Source organism: Pseudomonas putida (genome assembly GCF_028682635.1).
Classification (GTDB): domain Bacteria; phylum Pseudomonadota; class Gammaproteobacteria; order Pseudomonadales; family Pseudomonadaceae; genus Aquipseudomonas; species Aquipseudomonas putida_AE.
Genome location: NZ_JANHLK010000008.1, coordinates 164820 through 182195 on the forward strand (window position 1 = coordinate 164820; position 17376 = coordinate 182195).

Sequence of the window (17376 nt, forward strand, 5' to 3'; positions counted from 1 at the left end):
GATTATAAGCGGGTATATACCCGCGACAGGAGAACAAGAATGACCTCGATGTGGCGTACGTGCGGTTGGGTGTTGGTGGGCAGTGCGCTGATCCTGGCGTTATCCCTGGGGGTGCGACACGGTTTCGGGCTGTTCCTGGCGCCGATGAGCGCCGAATTCGGCTGGGGGCGTGAAGTCTTCGCCTTCGCCATCGCCCTGCAGAACCTGATCTGGGGCCTGGCGCAACCGTTCACCGGCGCCCTGGCCGACCGTTTTGGCGCAGCGAAAGTGGTGCTGGTCGGCGGTGTCCTGTACGCGGCGGGGCTGGTGTGCATGGGGCTCTCTGACTCGGCGGTGACCTTGTCCCTGAGCGCCGGCCTGCTGATCGGGATCGGTCTGTCGGGCACCTCCTTCTCGGTGATCCTCGGCGTGGTCGGGCGCGCGGTGCCGCCGGAAAAACGCAGCATGGGCATGGGCATCGCCAGCGCCGCCGGTTCGTTCGGCCAGTTCGCCATGCTGCCCGGCACGCTCGGGTTGATCGGCTGGCTCGGCTGGTCCGCGGCATTGCTGGCGCTGGGGCTGCTGGTGGCGCTGATCGTGCCGCTGGTGGGCATGCTCAAGGACAAACCGCTACCGGTACTCGGCCACGAGCAAACCCTCTCTGAAGCGCTGCACGAGGCCTGTTCCCATTCGGGATTCTGGCTGCTGGCATTCGGCTTTTTTGTCTGTGGATTCCAGGTGGTGTTCATTGGCGTGCACCTGCCGGCGTACCTGGTGGATCAACATCTGCCGGCGACCGTGGGCACCACGGTGCTGGCGCTGATCGGCCTGTTCAACATCTTCGGCACCTATACCGCCGGCTGGCTCGGCGGGCGCATGTCCAAGCCGCGCTTGCTCACCGCCCTGTACCTGTTGCGAGCGGTGGTGATCGCGCTGTTCCTGTGGGCGCCGGTGACGACCACCAGCGCGTACCTGTTCGGGATGGGCATGGGATTGCTGTGGTTGTCGACCGTGCCCTTGACCAACGGCACCGTGGCCACCTTGTTCGGCGTACGAAACCTGTCCATGCTCGGTGGGATTGTTTTCCTGTTTCACCAGCTCGGGTCATTTCTCGGTGGCTGGCTGGGCGGGGTGGTGTATGACCGGACCGGGAGCTACGACTTGATCTGGCAGGTGGCGATTCTCTTGAGCCTGATGGCCGCGGCCCTGAACTGGCCTGTGCGTGAGCGGCCGGTGGCGCGCCTGCAAAGCCAGATGAGTGCGACATGAACAGTCTCTGGCCGCGGATCGTGCTCGTCGCTGTCTGCGCCTTGCTGCTGGCGCTGGCGTGGTGGGGCTGGCACCAGGGAGGCCTGGCGCTGATGCAGTTGGGCGGGGCATGCTAGAAGGCGGCTTGCTAGAGACTTGCTAGAAGGAAGTGAGGGCGAGTAACGTCGACTTCACAAGAATCCTCAAGGAAGTACCGATATGCTGATGCGCTGGCTGGCGGTTCCCGCGTTACTGGTAGCATTTACCGGGTTGGCTCAGGCGGACGAGTGCCCGGCGCTGCTGCAAGGCTCGTTGCCCAAGTTGCGCGCCAACGAATCCATCGATTTGTGCCAGCGCTTCGCCGGCAAGCCGCTGGTGGTGGTCAATACCGCCAGCTTCTGTGGTTTTGCCCCGCAGTTCAAAAGCCTTGAGGCGCTCAATCAGCGTTACAAGGCGCAGGGGCTGGAGGTGATTGGTGTGCCGTCCAATGACTTCAAGCAGGAGTCCAAGGACGGCGCCGAGACGGCCAAGGTCTGCTACGTGAACTACGGCGTGACCTTCACCATGACCGAACCGCAGAAAGTCCGTGGCGACGATGCAACCAACCTGTTCAAGGTGCTCGCCAGACAGAGCAGTGCGCCGAAGTGGAATTTCTACAAGTACGTGGTCGATCGCCAGGGCAAGGTGATCGCCAGCTTCTCCAGCCTGACCAAGCCCGATGATCCTGAATTCATTGAGGCTGTGGAGAAGGCACTGGCTTCGCCGCCTCTGGCTGCCACGCCCTGATCGACACCCATTACCGAACCTGACGCAACCCTGTAGGAGCTGCCACAGGCTGCAATCTTTTGACTTTGATTTTTACAAACAAGATCAAAAGATCGCAGCCTGCGGCAGCTCCTACAGGTATTGCGTTATCGGGTGAAATGAAAAAGCCCCGCCTCTGTGCCAGAGAGCGGGGCTTTTTTGCTTCGGGCGAGGGGTTCAGGCTCGCCGCACGTCATCAGAAGCGGTAAGTCGCACCGACACCGAAACCGTTCGCCCAGTTTTCATACTTGGCGCTGTAGTTCTGACGGCCATTGTTGTCGTTGACCTTCACCGACTCTTCACGCAAGTACGAGTACGCCAAGTCGATGGTCAGGTCGTCGGTCGGGCTCCAGCCAGCGCCCAGGCTGAAAATCGTGCGATCGCCAGTCGGGATGCGTGGGGAGCGGTTTTCGTTGTTGGTTGGCGACTGGTCAACCGACAGGCCGGTACGCAGTACCCACTGCTTGTTCAGCTGGTACGAAGCACCGATTGCGTGAGCCCAGGTGTCATGCCAGTTCTGCTCTTCAGTGATGGTGCCGAACGCTGGGTTCAAAGGAGCAGGCACGCCACTGTTCTCGACGGAGATTTCTTTCAGGCGGCTCCAGCGAGTCCAGGTGCTGCCTGCGTACAGGGTCCACTGGTCGTCCAGCTGATGAGTGACCGAAAAGTCCACGGACTCAGGGGTGGTAATGTCCAGCGAAGCATCAAACTTCTGTTGACCCAGTGGGCCGAGCGGGCTGTAGCTGAGCTTGGTGTCACCGTCGAGCTTGTATTTCACTTTCGAGTGATAGGTCAAGCCGACGCGAGTGGAGTCGGTGGCTTGAACCAGGATACCGATGTTGTAGCCCAGCGCAGTGTCGTCACCCTTGATTTTGACTTCACCGTCCGGTGCGGCCGGATTCGGGCTCAGCGACAGGTTCGATTCCAGCTTGCCGTCGATACGGTTGATGGTCGGGCCGAAACCGATCGACACCTTGTCGTTGAAGGCATAGCTGACGGTTGGCTGGAGGGTGATGATTTGCACTTCGCTCTTGCTGCCGAAGTAACGGCCGGCAAAGCCGTTCTCGTAGTCGGTCACCAGGCCGAATGGAGCGTAGACGCCGAAACCGACCGCCCACTGGTCATCGATTGGCTTGACGTAATAGCCCATCGGCACGCCCATGAAAGGGACCATGTCACCTTTGTTGGTGCCGCCATTGCGGGCGCTGGCATCACTGATGTCAGTGTGCGCGTCGATGAATGCAACGCCGCCGGTCACTTGCTCGCGCTTGAGGCGAGACATGCCGGCAGGGTTGCCAACAACTGTGGATGCGTCGTCGGCAGAAGAAGATCGCCCGGCAAAACCTGTCCCCATCCCGCTGATGCTTTGTTCGTTGAGGGCAAAGCCACTTGCGAAGATCTGGGTGGATGCCAAGGCAACGGCGAGGCTAATGGTGGTTTTGAGCATTACTTTTTTCATTATTAGAACTCCTGGTGATCACCGGGGCGAAAATTACCAACATTTTCGTCCCAGCGCCATAGGCTGTAATGCTTGATTTAGAGCGGTTTTGTAGGACAATCCGACCAAATTCGCTACCAGTTGAGCGATTTTGGATCCAGAGGTTTCAGCAGGCGACCTGATTCAGCGGTGATACACAGGTTTGCCAGGCACAGGTGAAGTCTCTCAGGCGTCCCTGGGGCTGGAAGGTCTGGCGCCAGATTCGCGCCATGCCCAGCAGGTCGTCGGCTTCGGGGAGGGGGGTGTTCTGTTCTTCGACCAGCAGCCAGGCGATGGCAGTGGCGTAACGCAGGTTGACGGTCAATTCCAGGTGCGGGCCGCTGAGGAAGGCATGCTGGCTGGCCAGGCCACGAACCAGGCTCGCGCGTTCCGGATCGAGTGCCAGGTAGTGGTCCCAAAGTGCCTGGTGGCGGGGTTCGGCGATTCGGTACAGGCCGTGTCCACGGCGGTCATGCAGGGCGGAACCAAGGGCTGACTGGCTGGCGGCGATGCCTAGCAGCAGGGATTCGGCGGTTGCGCTATGGCGTCCAAGGTAGATCAAGGTCGGACGGATCACATAACGGCACAGTTCGCTGGCAGCGATACCCATAAAACCCTCGATACATCAATATGGCGACGAACCTGAAAGGCTTTGGCAGCGGTGAATCGACTCAGGCTCGTCGGAAGCGGAACAGGCCGCTTGAGTTGAAGTCTAGTGTCATATTCACCGCGTAAAGGACTGTTTTTAAAATATTTCCGCTGGCGAGTTATAAACCTTATATCTATCCGTGCTTAGTCGCCATGAAACGTCGGGCAACAAAAAGCCCCGCTTTTCGGGGCGGGGCTTCTGGTGTTTCAGTCGTGCTGGCGTTTCAGGCCACCAGGGCCTGGCGCGTACGCTCGATCACCGCCTGCAGCGGCTCGGCGCTGGAGTACTGGTCGGGGTAAAGGCGTTCGCTGTGACGGGCGATGCCGTGTTCGTTGACCAGGGTGAAGCTGAAACAGCCTTTGCGAGCGGCCATGATCAGGCAGTTCATTGGTGCAAAAGCGTTGGTGAGGGTGCGGATGGCATCCTGAGTGTGGATTTGAGTAGACATAGTCATTGGGTGTTCCTACAAGCGACACGGATAAGAGCCGTGCAAAATTAAAACGTTCCAGTGACGACGACCACCGTTGGTCGAACGAAGAACCCGACTGGAACAAAGCAGCCAGTTTGAAGCGCTAAAAATTGGCGCGCTTGGGCTGGCAGGTAGGTACTTAGGAGGGCAGGCAGCACATCGAGGGCAAAGGTTCTGGGCCCGGGGTGAAGATCCTGATCAATTTGCAGGCTGGTTCGGTCAGAGTAAGTGAGCCTGGCAACACCCTTTGCATTCGATTCAAAGGCTGTGTTGGCGCAAGATTTACCTGGAAACCATCGAGGTGGTCGATCCCGCTTGTTCGGTGGCAGCTTCCTGTTGGAAGGCTGTTCCGGGGGGATTTGTTCGACCAGAATTGACTTTCAGCTTGGTACTAACGCCGCAGATACTAACGGATCGAACAGGCAAAGGGAAGGGTGTTGGCAAAAAAACTCTGATGCCGGCTCATCTTCATGGTCCGCCGACGGCTTGGCGATACCGGGAAGCTGCCCTGTCATCGCCCGGAAAACGACCGGCGGTCATCCTCATTCGACCCGTCGCAAGCAGCCTGGGACGCGGGTTTACCGGGGGTTATCCCCAACATTCGATGAAAAACGCGCCGAAAATGCACAGCGATATAACCGTCGCGAAGGTAGTTGTGCACATTAGTTGCGCGGACTGTCACGGCGCTGTCATCCAGCCTTCAAGCGCCGTGGGTGCCTGTAACCAAAATTTAAGTCAATGAAAAACATCGCTTTTTTTAACTGGTGAAAAAATCGTCAGTTTGACTGCAGGCCCCGTTCCATAAGCCTTTGCGCGAGTTCAATGGCGGTTGTCCACTGAGTTATCCACAGCTTCTGTGGATTGTCCCGAGCGCTTGCTCTAGGACGGGCGTGCCGGGTTTTTTTTCGGCTTTACCTGTAAGAAAAAGAGAGTAGAGTGGCGCGCCTTCCGATCTGCCCACAGTGCTTTATGAAGTTTCGTACACCACCTACTTCCTCCTCCGACAAATCGTCCACGGTTGCCTCACCCAAGCGCTTTTCGATGCGGGTGGCCGAGTGGCTGCTGGACAGCCCGCGCCTGGGCGAAAGCCCGAACGTCAAACACATCGCCGGCCGCTTGCTCAAGCAACCGGCCCGTGAAGGCGTCGTCGCCGCACAGAGCCGTTTGGGGCAGCTGATGTGCCGTGAGTGCGGCAATGCCCGGGATCGCCGGATTGGCCAGGATCTCTTGCGCCAGGCGGCGCGGGCAGGGGACTTGCGCGCACAACAGGAACTGGGCCTGATCGAAGACTGAGCTGTCCAAGACCTGACGCCTTGGTTAACCTTCAGGCTTTATTTCAATGGCAGGAGTGGCTATGGCTATGGACTTGACCAGCGCATTGCTGGGGCTGGCGGGTGCGGCGCTGCCGTTGCTGGTGTTGGCCTGGCAACTGCAGCGCCGGGCGAGTACCGCCCAGGCCCAGGCGGCGCTGCTGGAAGAGCGCCTGGCCATGGCGAATCTGGCGCAGGATGGCCTGAATGCGCAGCTCGAGGCCAGTCGCGATGAAGTCGCCGATCTCGGCCAGGCCAACGCTGCCAAACAGGCGGACCTCGCCGCCGTGCGGCGTGAGGTCGAGCTGCTGCAGATCGAGCGTGACGATGCCCGCGATGCGGCCCATGCCTGGAACATCGAACGCGCAGGCAAAGACGTCGAATTGCGCCGCCTCGACGCCCAGGCGGCGTCCCTCAAGGCCGAGCTGCGTGAGCAGCAGGAAAGCCATCAGCAGCGCCTCAACGACCTGCAGGGCTCGCGAGACGAGCTGCGTGCGCAGTTCGCCGAGCTGGCGGGGAAAATCTTCGATGAGCGCGAGCAGCGGTTTGCCGAAACCAGTCAGCAGCGCCTGGGACAATTGCTCGATCCGTTGAAGGAGCGCATCCAGTCTTTTGAAAAGCGCGTCGAGGAAAGTTATCAGGCCGAAGCCCGGGAGCGTTTCTCCCTGGCCAAGGAGCTGGAGCGCCTGCAACAACTCAATCTGCGCCTGAGCGACGAAGCCACCAACTTGACCCGGGCCCTGAAAGGGCAGAAAACCCAAGGCAACTGGGGCGAGTTGATCCTCGAGCGCGTGCTCGAGCATGCCGGGCTCGAGAAGGGCCGCGAGTACCAGACCCAGGTCAATCTCAAGGGCCCTGACGGCGAGCGTTTCCAGCCCGACGTGATCATCTACCTGCCGGGCGACAAACAGGTGGTGGTCGACTCCAAGGTCAGCCTGACGGCCTATCAGCAATACGTAGCGGCCGAAGACGACGCCATCGGCCAGATCGCCATCAAGCAGCACGTGCTGTCCTTGCGTAATCACGTCAAAGGCCTGGCCGGCAAGGACTACAAGCGTCTCGACGGCTTGCACAGCCTGGATTTCGTCTTGCTGTTCGTGCCGATCGAAGCGGCGTTTTCCGCCGCGTTGCAGGCCGAGCCGACGCTGTTCCAGGAAGCCTTCGACCGCAACATCGTGATCGTCAGCCCGACCACGCTGCTGGCGACCCTGCGGGTCATCGACAGCCTGTGGAAGCAGGAGCGGCAAAGCCAGAACGCCCGGGAAATCGCCGAGCGGGCCGGGTGGCTGTACGACAAGTTCGTGCTGTTCATCCAGGACCTGGACGAAGTCGGCAATCGCCTGCAGCAACTGGACAAGGCCTACAGCTCGGCGCGCAACAAGCTGACAGAAGGCCGCGGCAATCTGGTCAGCCGCAGCGAACAGCTCAAGTTGCTGGGTGCGCGGGCGAGCAAGAGCCTGCCGGCGGATTTGCTGGAGCGGGCAATGACCGATGTGGATGGCTTGGTCGAGTTGCCGGAATAAAACATCAAAAGATCGCAGCCTTCGGCAGCTCCTACAGGGCAGAGATCTCTGTTGTTACAACGGCAAATGCCGACTCAACAACGCCCGCAACGCCGCCGGTTTCACCGGTTTGGCCAGGTAGTCGAGCCCCGCCGCGTGTACCTGGGCCATGGTCTCGGGTCGGCCGTCGGCGCTGATCACCACGCCGGGCACCGGCTCGCCCAGGCGGGTGCGCAGCCAGGCCATCAACTCGGTGCCGGTTTCGCCATCGTCCAGGTGGTAATCCACCAGCGCCAGTTGCGGGCGCAACCCATCGCCGAGCAGCGCCATGCACTCCTGGCGGTTACGCGCGGTCCACACCTGGCACCCCCAGCGGGTGAGCAGGCTGTTCATGCCGATCAGGATGCTGTCTTCATTGTCGACGCACAGCACGTGGGCGCCGCTGGGCAACTTGCCATTGAGTTCGGCCGCCTTGGCCGGCAGCGCAGCTTGCGCGCGGGCCAGGGGCACGCTGACGCTGAACACGCTGCCGCGCCCCGGCCACGAGCGCACGCGCAACTTGTGCCCCAATACGCGACAGAGTCCGTCGGCGATCGCCAGCCCCAGCCCAAGACCTTTCTCGGCGCGGGTCTGGTGGCTGTCCAGGCGTTTGAATTCTTCGAAGATCACCTGTTGCTTGTCTTCCGGAATGCCGGGCCCACGGTCCCAGACTTCCAGGCACAACTCACCCTGGCGACGGCGCACGCCCAGCAGTATCGGCCCTTTGGCATAGCGGAAAGCGTTGGTCAGGAAGTTCTGCAGGATGCGCCGCAACAGCTTGATGTCGCTGTCGATGCGCAACGTACTGCTCCTGACGCGAAACTCCAGCCCCTGGTCCCGCGCCAGCGCCTTGAATTCGGCTCCGAGAGTGTCGAACAGCTCATTGAGCGCGAACGGCTTGGCATCCGGATTGATCTTGCCGTTTTCCAGGCGGGAAATATCCAGCAGATCGCTGATCAGGTCTTCGGCCGAACGCAGCGAACTGTCCAGGTGCTGGACCAGTTTTTGCGCCTCGGTGGACAGGCCGTCGTCCTGGTGGGAAAGGGCGGCGGAGAACAGGCGCGCGGCGTTCAACGGTTGCATGAGGTCATGGCTCACGGCCGCGAGGAACCGGGTTTTCGACTGGTTCGCGGCCTCGGCGGTGCCCTTGGCCTCGGTCAGTGCCACGTTGAGTTGCGACAGCTCGTGGGTACGCTCGGTGACGCGCTGTTCCAGGCCCTCGTTGGCTTCGGTCAGCGCCTGCTCGGCTTCGCGGAACGCGGTAATGTCGGTGAAACTCATGACGAAGCCGCCACCGGGCATCGGGTTGCCGATCAGCTCGATCACCCGGCCGTTGGGGAACAGCCGTTCGGAGGTGTGGGCGCGGCCCTGGCGCATCCAGTGCAGGCGGCGGGCGACGTGCACTTCCGCTTCACCGGGGCCACATAAACCGCGCTCGGCGTTGTGGCGGATGATGTCGGCAATCGGCCGGCCGACGCTGATCAGGCCATCCGGGTAGTTGAACAGCTCCAGGTAGCGACGGTTCCAGGCCACCAGTTTCAGCGACTGGTCGACCACGCTGATGCCCTGGGTGATGTTCTCGATCGCCCCTTGCAGCAGCGCGCGGTTGAACTGCAGCACTTCCGAGGCTTCGTCGGCGATGCGCACCACGTCCTCAAGCTGCATTTCCCGGCCTTCAATGGCGGCTTTTACCACCGCGCGAGTCGATGAGGCCCCCAGCACACCGGCGAGCAGGCGTTCAGTGTGGGCGATCCATTCACCGTCGGCGTTCTGGTTCGGATTGAAGCCTTTGCCCTGGCGGTAGGCAAAACGGATGAAGCTCTGCCGGGCGCGTTCTTCGCCGACGAAGCGTGCGGCCAGTTGCAGCAGATCGTTGATCTGTACCGCGAGCATCGAGCGGGCGCTGGGCCGGGCGCTGATTTCCTGGCCGATGAAGCGGCCGGCCTGCCAGTGCTCCGACACGCGGGTGCGAGACAGCACCGAGACCCAGGCGAACAGCGTGAAGTTGCCGGCCAGCGATAGCACCACGCCCTGGGTCAGCGGGGTGATCGGCAGGTTCAGCGGGTTGCTGTGCAGCCAGGCCAGGCCCGGGAAGCTGTTCAGGGACAAGCCGAGGCTGTGGGCGGCAATCGGCAGGATCAGCGTGTAGAACCACAGGAATGTACCGGCGGCGAGGCCGGCGAATACGCCGCGGCGGTTGGCCTGTTTCCAGTACAGAGCGCCGAGCATCGCCGGCGCCAGTTGCGTCACGGCGGCGAAGGCGATCTGGCCGATGGTCGCCAGGCTGGCGGTCGATCCCAGCAGGCGATAACTGACGTAGGCCAGGAGCAGGATGACCACGATGCTGACCCGGCGCACCGACAGCATCCACTGGCGGAACACCTCGAACGGGCGCTCGGCATTGTTGCGGCGCAGTAGCCAGGGCAGCAGCATGTCGTTGGAGACCATGGTCGACAGCGCCACGCTGGCCACGATCACCATGCCGGTGGCCGCCGATGCGCCGCCGATGAAGGCCAGTAGCGCCAGGGCAGGATGCGCCTGGGCCAAGGGCAGGCTGATCACGAAGGAGTCGGGCAACACCGAACTGGGCAGCAACATCTGCCCCGCCAGCGCGATCGGCACCACGAACAAAGCCGCCAGGGCCAGGTAGGCCGGGAACACCCATTTGGCCAGGCGCAGATCCTGCGGGTCGATGTTCTCGACCACGGTGACGTGGAACTGCCGCGGCAGGCAGATGATCGCCATCATCGCCACGCCGGTCTGCACCACCATGGATGGCCAGTTGATGGTTTCCTTCCAGTATTCTTCGAGGCGCGGGGCGAGCATGGCCTGGTCGAACAGATCGTTGAAGCCGTCGTACAGGCCGAAGGTCACGTAGGCGCCCACCGCCAGGAACGCGAACAGCTTGACCAGCGACTCGAACGCAATCGCCAGCACCATGCCGCGGTGGTGTTCCGTGGCGTCGAGGTTGCGTGTGCCGAAGACAATGGTGAACAGCGCCAGTACCAGAGACACCACCAGCGCGGTGTCTTGCGCACGAACCCCCATGGCGTCGGCACCGGCACCGATCAACAGGTTTACCCCGAGCACGATGCCCTTGAGCTGCAACGCGATGTAGGGCAGCACGCCGACCAGGCAGATCAGGGCCACTACCACCGCCAGGGACTGCGATTTGCCATAGCGGGCGGCAATGAAGTCGGCAATCGAGGTGATGTTCTCCTGCTTGCTGATCATCACCATTTTCTGCAGGACCCACGGCGCGCCGATCAACAACAGGATCGGCCCGAGGTAGATCGGCAGGAAGGACCAGAGCTGCTCGGCCGCCTGGCCCACCGCGCCAAAGAAGGTCCAGCTGGTGCAGTAGACCGCCAGCGACAGGCTGTACACCCAGGCTCGCACCCGCGGCGGCAGGGGCGCGCTGCGACGGTCGCCGTAGAAGGCGATGGCGAACATGATGGCCATATAGGCCAGGGCGACGACGGCAATCAGCCCGCTGGACAGCGACATGGGAACTCCAGGCAACCAAAGACACCCGAGCCTCCCGCCCGGACAGACAGTCTCGCACGATGGCAGGGGTTAGTCAGTGTCGACCAAGGTCGTGGCCCAAGGTCGCGGCGTTGCGGGGTGTCGCAGGGGGGATGGCCCATGGATCTCGGGTGTCTGACCGGGCCTCTTCGCGAGCAAGCCCGCTCCTACAGGGGGCCGCGATCCCTTGTAGGAGCGAGCTTGCTCGCGAAGGCGGCTTTATTGACCCAACGCTATCTCGATCAACCGATGCAACTCCTCACTCTCCAGCGCCGCCTCGGAAAACAGGATGCGAAACACAATGGGGGCCGCCACCATGTTGATCAACCGATCGACACCGGGCTTCGGCTGATCCGGATAGCGATCCAGAATCACCTGCAATTGCCCACCAATGATGGTCGCGCAATAGCTCGGCTTCAGGCTCGCTTGCACATCGCGCAGCATGTTGCGACCAGGCGCGGAACTCATCTCGTCCAGGTACTGATCCGCCCAGGCTCGCACATCGCCCGCCAGGCTGCCGGTGTTGGCCGACTCGGTTTCCGGCTGCATACGGGCCAGGGCGACGTCCGCCAGCAGCGCCGACAAATCGCCCCAGCGCCGATAGATGGTCGAAGGCGTGACGCCCGCGCGCGCGGCAATTTGCGGCACGGTGACGCTGGCGCGATCCTGCTCTTCGAGCAGTTCGCGCACGGCGGTATGGATCGACTCCTGAACCCGGGCGCTGCGGCCGCCGGGGCGTAAAGTGGGTGCTGTCATCGCATGTTTCCTGTTTCGCGGGCCCTGTAGGGCCATGCAGCGGACCTTAACACAAAGAATTTGCTTTAAGCGGCACTCGGTAGCACACTCCGCAAAAGCAAAAAATTAGCTTTTGCGGAGTGTGCCCATGTCCAGTTCTCATTCAAACCGTGCAAGCCTGTGGTTCCTGGCAATCACCCTGCTCGGTTTCCTGGCTGCCTCCACGGCGCCAACGCCCTTGTATCACTTGTATCAGGAGCAGCTGCAGTTTTCCGCCGCCATGCTTACCCTGATTTTCGGCGTGTATGCCCTCAGCCTGCTGGCCGCGCTGCTGACGGTGGGTTCGCTCTCGGATTACGTGGGGCGCAAGCCGGTGATTTTCACGGCTGTCGTGCTCAACAGCGTGGCGATGCTGTTGTTCATTTACGCCGATAGCGTGGCCTGGCTGATCGGTGCCCGGGTGCTGCAAGGTTTCGCCACCGGCATGGCGACCGCCGTGCTCAGTGCCACCTTGCTCGACGTCGATCGCCAGCAGGGTCCGCTGATCAACAGTGTTGCGCCGTTGCTCGGCATGGCCATGGGCGGCATGGGTTGCGGCCTGCTGGCGGAGTTTGCGCCCGCGCCCCTGCAGTTGACCTACTGGCTGTTGCTGGCCCTGTTTGCGTTGCAGGCCGTGTATGTCTGGCGTTTGCCAGAGAGCGTATCGCCCCAGGCCGGGGCATGGGCATCGTTGCGCCCGACACTGCATGTCCCCGTGCAAGCGCGCGGGACCCTGTGGCGGGTCTTGCCGCTCAATGTAGCGACCTGGGCGCTCGGCGGTTTTTACGCATCGCTGGCGCCGTCGCTGGTGCGTACGGCCACGGGTTCGACCTCGAACCTGATTGGCGGGGCAACGGTGGCAGCCTTGACCTTGACCGGTGCTGCGATGATTTTCACCCTGCGCAATCAACCCGCCAGCAAGGCGCTGCAACTGGGCACAGGCTTGCTGCCGATCGGGATCGTGCTGATCCTGCTGGGCGTGCACAATGCCAGTTTGCCCCTGTTTTTCCTTGGCACACTCGTCGCCGGCTGCGGCTTCGGTGCGGGATTTCTAGGTGCCGTGCGCAGCCTGGTGCCGCTGGCCTTGCCCCATGAACGGGCCGGATTGATGTCGGCGTTTTATGTGCTCAGTTACCTGGCGTTCTGCCTGCCGTCGTTCCTGGCCGGGAACCTGACGCATACGTTCGGCCTGGTGGCGACTGCCGATGGTTATGGTGCGGGGCTGATCGTCTTGTCCGTCGGCGCGATGTTGATGGCGTGGCGTCAGCGTACGGGGAATGATTGTTTATCTGCAAAATAGATAACAGTTAGAGATATTACCCGTTATATCGATATTCTATCCGGATCTATGATGGGCTCCACCTCACCCGAGGAGAGGAGTTCGCCATGACATGCCCCAACACCATCAAGCCCGGTATCAAACCGTTCAGTCATTTGCAGCACCCGCGCGAGGTCATTCGCCAGTTCACCCCTAACTGGTTCGCCGCCACCATGGGCACCGGCGTGCTGGCCTTGGCGCTGGCGCAATTGCCCGTTGCCAATCCCGTTCTGCACGTCATTGCCGAAGGGCTTTGGCTGTTCAATATCTTTTTGTTCCTGTTGTTTACCCTGCTGTACGCGGCGCGCTGGGCGCTGTTTTTCGATGAGGCGCGGCGGATTTTCGGCCACTCCACGGTTTCGATGTTTTTCGGCACCATCCCCATGGGCCTGGCGACCATCATCAACGGCTTCCTGGTGTTCGGCTTGCCGCGCTGGGGCGACGGCGTGATTGCCCTGGCCGAGACGTTGTGGTGGCTGGATGTGGCGATGTCGCTGGCGTGCGGCGTACTGATTCCCTACCTGATGTTCACCCGCCAGGAGCACAGCATTGACCAGATGACAGCCGTTTGGCTGTTGCCGGTGGTCGCGGCGGAAGTGGCGGCGGCCAGCGGTGGCCTGTTGGCGCCGCATCTGGTCGATGCCCATTCGCAACTGGTGATGCTGGTGACCAGCTACGTGCTCTGGGCATTTTCCCTGCCGGTGGCGTTCAGCATCCTGACGATTCTGCTGCTGCGCATGGCGCTGCATAAACTGCCCCACGAAAACATGGCCGCTTCGAGCTGGCTGGCGCTCGGGCCGATTGGCACCGGTGCCTTGGGCATGTTGCTGTTGGGCGCCGATGCGCCGGCAATCTTCGCCGCCAACGGTCTGTCGGGCGTCGGTGAAATTGCGGCGGGGCTGGGCCTGGTCGCCGGGATCACGCTGTGGGGCTTTGGCCTGTGGTGGATGCTGATGGCCGTGCTGATCACCCTGCGATATCTGCGCGCCGGTATCCCTTTCAATCTTGGCTGGTGGGGTTTCACCTTTCCGTTGGGCGTCTATTCTCTGGCAACGTTGAAACTGGCCAGCGCGCTGCACCTGACGTTTTTCAGTGTTTTCGGGTGTGTGCTGGTGAGCATGCTGATCGTGATGTGGCTGATCGTCGCCAAGCGTACGGTGCAAGGTGCCTGGCGCGGCGAGCTGTTTGTCTCGCCGTGCATTGCCGGATTGAAGAAATAACCGGCAAAGTTTAGGTAATGTGTGGCCTGGATCGACGTGCGACATTCCAATCACTGTATCCACGCCACTCGTTACCCACTCTTAAGCTTCAGGGACACATGGAAGATGAGTCACCCTTCACAGTTCACCTTGCTGCGCACCCGGCGTTTCCTGCCGTTCTTCGTGACCCAGTCCCTCGGGGCGTTCAACGACAACATCTTCAAGCAGTCCTTGATCCTCGCCATCCTGTACAAGCTGTCGATCGAAGGTGACCGTTCGATCTGGGTCAACCTGTGTGCGCTGCTGTTCATCCTGCCGTTTTTCCTGTTCTCGGCGCTGGCCGGGCAATTCGGCGAGAAGTTCGCCAAGGACGCGCTGATCCGCCTGATCAAGCTTGGAGAAATCGTCATCATGGCGGTGGGCGCGGTGGGCTTCCTGTTCGACCACCTGTCGTTGATGCTGGTGGCGCTGTTCGCCATGGGCACGCACTCGGCGCTGTTCGGGCCGGTGAAGTATTCGATCCTGCCCCAGGCCCTGCATGAAGACGAACTGGTTGGGGGCAACGGCCTGGTGGAAATGGGCACCTTCCTGGCGATCCTGGCCGGGACCATCGGCGCCGGCATCATGATGTCGTCCAGTCACTACGCGCCAATCGTGTCCACCGCGATCATCGCCATCGCTGTCCTCGGCTACCTGGCCAGCCGCGGTATTCCCCGGGCGGCAGCGGCCACCCCGCACATGCGCCTGAACTGGAACATCTTCAGCCAGTCCTGGGCCACGCTGAAACTGGGCCTGGGGCAGACCCCGGCGGTGTCGCGTTCGATTGTCGGCAACTCATGGTTCTGGTTTGTCGGGGCGATCTACCTGACGCAGATCCCGGCCTATGCCAAGGAGTGGATGCACGGCGACGAAACCGTGGTGACCTTGATCCTCACGGTGTTCTCGGTCGGTATCGCCGTGGGGTCGATGCTTTGTGAAAAGCTTTCCGGGCGCAAAGTCGAAATCGGCCTGGTGCCGTTCGGCTCATTTGGGCTGACCGTGTTTGGCCTGTTGCTGTGGTGGCATTCCGGCGGGATTCCCGACAGTGCCCTGGGCCATGGCTGGATCGAGATTCTCGGTTTCGGCCACACCTGGCTGGTGTTGCTCGACATCCTCGGCCTCGGGGTTTTCGGCGGTTTCTACATCGTGCCGCTGTATGCCCTGATCCAGTCGCGTACTGCCGAGCACGAACGGGCTCGGGTGATCGCCGCCAACAACATTCTCAACGCGCTGTTCATGGTGGTGTCGGCGATTGTCTCGATCATCCTGCTGAGCATGGTCAAGCTGACGATCCCGCAGTTGTTCCTGGTGGTGTCGTTGCTCAATATCGGGGTCAACGCCTACATCTTCAGGATCGTGCCCGAGTTCACCATGCGTTTCATGATCTGGCTGCTCAGCCATTCCATGTACCGCGTGGAGCATCGCAACCTGGACCTGATTCCCGATGAGGGGGCGGCGTTGCTGGTGTGCAATCACGTGTCGTTCGTCGATGCCTTGCTGATTGGCGGTGCGGTACGCCGGCCGATCCGCTTCGTGATGTACTACAAGATCTATAACCTGCCGGTGCTGAATTTCATCTTCCGCACTGCGGGGACCATCCCGATCGCGGGCCGTCAGGAAGACATCCAGATCTACGAAAAGGCCTTCACGCGCATTGCGCAATATCTGAAGAACGGCGAGTTGGTGTGCATCTTTCCCGAGGGCAAATTGACCGCCGATGGCGAGATCGACGAGTTCAAGGGCGGGCTCACGCGCATTCTCGAAGAAACCCCGGTGCCGGTCATTCCCCTGGCATTGCAGGGCTTGTGGGGGAGCTTCTTCAGTCGCGATCCGGGCAAGGGCCTGTTCCGCCGGTTGTGGTCGCGGGTGACGTTGGTGGCAGGGCCGGAGGTGGCCGTTGAGGCGGCGCAGCCGGCGAGGCTGCAGGCCATGGTGGGTGAGTTGCGTGGCGCGGTGCGGTAGGTCCGAAGAGGTAGGAGGTCGTCGCGATGGCGACCTCATAGGCGACCCATCGCTCACGGCTATACCCGATCTACTGTGGGAGCTGGCCTGCCGGCGATGGCGCCCGCAAGACCAACACAAGGTCGCCTCGAGTCACCCCGCCATCGTCAAGCGATTCCGCCCCTCGCGCTTGGCGACGTACAGCGCACTGTCGGCCCTGCGTAACAGGCTCTCGGCGGATTCTCCCGGCAGCAGGGTCGAGCAGCCGAGGCTGACCGTCAGCTCGACCGTGCAGCCATCGGCCGGATAATCCTCGGTCTGCGCTGCGCATCGCAGGCGTTCGCCGACCAGGGCCGCCGCTTCCCGGCTGGTGTTGGACAGCAAAATCAGGAACTCTTCGCCGCCGTAGCGAAACACCATGTCGACGTTGCGCAACTGATTCTTGATCGAGGCGGCCACGGCCTTGAGCACGTCATCGCCAGCGCCGTGCCCATGGGTGTCGTTGATCTGCTTGAAGTGATCGATGTCCAGCATCAACAAGGACAAGGGTTGCATATGCCGTCGTGCCAGCTCGATTTCCCGCTGCAGCGTCTGGTCCATGGCGATGCGATTGCCGGTGTCCGTCAGCGGGTCACGCAACGCACTTTGGGTGGCGGCGCGGTACAGCAGGGCGTTGCGCATCGGGAACAGCAGGGCGGCCAGCAGGGATTCCAGATGGCCCTGTTCCTGCTCGCTGAAACGCTGGTTGCGGCGAAAGACCAGTTCGCCCAGGTGCTCGCCTTCGTGGCTCAGGCTGTAGCTGATCGAGTGGTGGCCCCGCAGGCCGAATTCCAGGCGCAAGTCACTGCTCTTGTGCTGATAGCTCAAGGCATCAAGGGGTACCAGTCGTTGGATTTCGCGGTAGAACAGCCCGAGTATGCGTTGCGGCTCAAGGCTGGTTTGCAGCTGCAGGTTCAATTGCTGGCGCAACTGCGCAAGGCTGACGGGCCTCTCCAGAATCGGCGGCTGCTGACCAAAACCCAGGCGTTGCAATTTGGCGCTGTCGAAGTCAATTGCGTTGGTCTGGGAAGGTGGTTTCATATGGCGTGCGCCCTTGAGCAGTA

The 17376-nt window shown here is 61.6% G+C and carries 13 protein-coding genes; 7 read left to right on the plus strand and 6 right to left on the minus strand.

Going from position 1 to position 17376, the window contains the following annotated elements:
- The first annotated feature begins 39 nt into the window (after window positions 1-39).
- A complete protein-coding gene (locus NPS56_RS12840) occupies window positions 40-1248 on the plus strand; it encodes an MFS transporter (RefSeq protein WP_274074928.1) in 1209 nt (402 codons plus the stop codon).
- Window positions 1249-1446: 198 nt separating this feature from the next.
- Window positions 1447-2013 carry a glutathione peroxidase gene (locus NPS56_RS12845; RefSeq protein ID WP_274074929.1) on the plus strand — a complete coding sequence of 189 codons (567 nt, stop codon included), beginning with the start codon at window positions 1447-1449 and terminating at the stop codon, window positions 2011-2013.
- A gap of 214 nt (window positions 2014-2227) precedes the next feature.
- On the opposite strand, the gene NPS56_RS12850 is transcribed toward NPS56_RS12845, so the two are convergent.
- The 3 genes from NPS56_RS12850 to NPS56_RS12860 form a co-directional block, all read right to left on the minus strand.
- Complete coding sequence (locus NPS56_RS12850; protein ID WP_274074930.1) at window positions 2228-3490, minus strand: OmpP1/FadL family transporter; 1263 nt, start codon at window positions 3488-3490, stop codon at window positions 2228-2230.
- A 145-nt stretch (window positions 3491-3635) separates the two neighbouring features.
- Window positions 3636-4118 (minus strand): hypothetical protein, encoded by a 483-nt coding sequence (locus NPS56_RS12855; RefSeq protein ID WP_046819412.1) that lies wholly within the window; start codon window positions 4116-4118, stop codon window positions 3636-3638.
- A gap of 262 nt (window positions 4119-4380) precedes the next feature.
- Window positions 4381-4605, minus strand: a complete 225-nt coding sequence (locus tag NPS56_RS12860; protein ID WP_007898912.1) for a hypothetical protein — start codon at window positions 4603-4605, stop codon at window positions 4381-4383.
- A gap of 990 nt (window positions 4606-5595) precedes the next feature.
- Here NPS56_RS12860 and NPS56_RS12865 point away from each other — a divergent pair.
- Window positions 5596-5919, plus strand: coding sequence for a sel1 repeat family protein (locus NPS56_RS12865; RefSeq protein ID WP_323609143.1), 324 nt, complete (start codon window positions 5596-5598; stop codon window positions 5917-5919).
- 175 nt (window positions 5920-6094) lie between these two features.
- Window positions 6095-7459, plus strand: a complete 1365-nt coding sequence (rmuC, locus tag NPS56_RS12870; RefSeq protein WP_274074991.1) for a DNA recombination protein RmuC — start codon at window positions 6095-6097, stop codon at window positions 7457-7459.
- 54 nt (window positions 7460-7513) lie between these two features.
- Here the strand turns inward: rmuC and NPS56_RS12875 are convergent, their stop codons facing one another.
- Both NPS56_RS12875 and NPS56_RS12880 read right to left on the minus strand, forming a co-directional pair.
- Window positions 7514-10984 carry a hybrid sensor histidine kinase/response regulator gene (locus NPS56_RS12875; RefSeq protein ID WP_274074931.1) on the minus strand — a complete coding sequence of 1157 codons (3471 nt, stop codon included), beginning with the start codon at window positions 10982-10984 and terminating at the stop codon, window positions 7514-7516.
- 237 nt (window positions 10985-11221) lie between these two features.
- The gene (locus NPS56_RS12880) at window positions 11222-11758 is read right to left on the minus strand and encodes a TetR/AcrR family transcriptional regulator (protein ID WP_274074932.1); all 537 of its coding nucleotides are present in this window, start codon (window positions 11756-11758) and stop codon (window positions 11222-11224) included.
- A 127-nt stretch (window positions 11759-11885) separates the two neighbouring features.
- Between NPS56_RS12880 and NPS56_RS12885 the strand changes: the two genes are divergently transcribed.
- From NPS56_RS12885 to NPS56_RS12895, 3 genes are all read left to right on the plus strand, one after another.
- A complete protein-coding gene (locus NPS56_RS12885; protein ID WP_274074933.1) occupies window positions 11886-13076 on the plus strand; it encodes an MFS transporter in 1191 nt (396 codons plus the stop codon).
- Window positions 13077-13162: 86 nt separating this feature from the next.
- The gene (locus NPS56_RS12890; RefSeq protein ID WP_274074934.1) at window positions 13163-14314 is read left to right on the plus strand and encodes a TDT family transporter; all 1152 of its coding nucleotides are present in this window, start codon (window positions 13163-13165) and stop codon (window positions 14312-14314) included.
- Window positions 14315-14419: 105 nt separating this feature from the next.
- Complete coding sequence (locus NPS56_RS12895; RefSeq protein WP_274074935.1) at window positions 14420-16294, plus strand: MFS transporter; 1875 nt, start codon at window positions 14420-14422, stop codon at window positions 16292-16294.
- Window positions 16295-16426: 132 nt separating this feature from the next.
- Here the strand turns inward: NPS56_RS12895 and NPS56_RS12900 are convergent, their stop codons facing one another.
- Window positions 16427-17353: a GGDEF domain-containing protein gene (locus tag NPS56_RS12900; RefSeq protein ID WP_274074936.1), complete on the minus strand. Its 927-nt coding sequence runs from the start codon at window positions 17351-17353 to the stop codon at window positions 16427-16429.
- Window positions 17354-17376: the final 23 nt, after the last annotated feature.